This window comes from Vibrio sp. 10N.286.46.A8 (assembly GCF_041470165.1).
GTDB classification, from domain to species: Bacteria; Pseudomonadota; Gammaproteobacteria; order Enterobacterales; family Vibrionaceae; genus Vibrio; species Vibrio tasmaniensis_A.
Genome location: NZ_JBFRLX010000356.1, coordinates 1 through 439 on the forward strand (window position 1 = coordinate 1; position 439 = coordinate 439).

General features: G+C 44.4%; 1 protein-coding gene. It reads right to left on the minus strand.

Annotation, left to right across the window (positions count from 1 at the left end; genetic code table 11):
- On the minus strand, window positions 1-435 hold a 435-nt coding region (locus AB4232_RS22380; protein WP_372088052.1), incomplete at its 3' end, for a DUF1853 family protein.
- Window positions 436-439: the final 4 nt, after the last annotated feature.

Below are 439 nucleotides of genomic sequence, written 5' to 3' on the forward strand. Positions count from 1 at the left end.
TTCAATAAAGGCGGCTGAAGATGACATACCAAGCTGGTGGCTTAGCATCCTATCGAGCTTCTTATCCAATTGATCATGAGAGTTTGGCCCAAACCATGTTTGTTCATGGAGCAGGTAAAACTTAATCGCCACTTCCCAATGTTGCAGTTTTTGGCTGCTCTCTTCTTCAAGAATAAAGTCGATTGCACCGAGAGTTCTACCTTCCACATTGATCTGAATCTCGTCGTGCTTTATCGAGTAATTCGGTGAGGCAACGATGACTTGTTCGCATAGATGCTGGTAGAGGAAACCTAATCTAGGATTACCATCATAAGTATGTGATGAGTCGATGGCATGGTGGCTAGAGAATGCACTGAGATCCGAAACCGGTGGCTTGATTTCTAGTAATGGCGGTGAGTCGATGACCCATTGGTAAAAACATTGCAGTGCTGTCATCTCT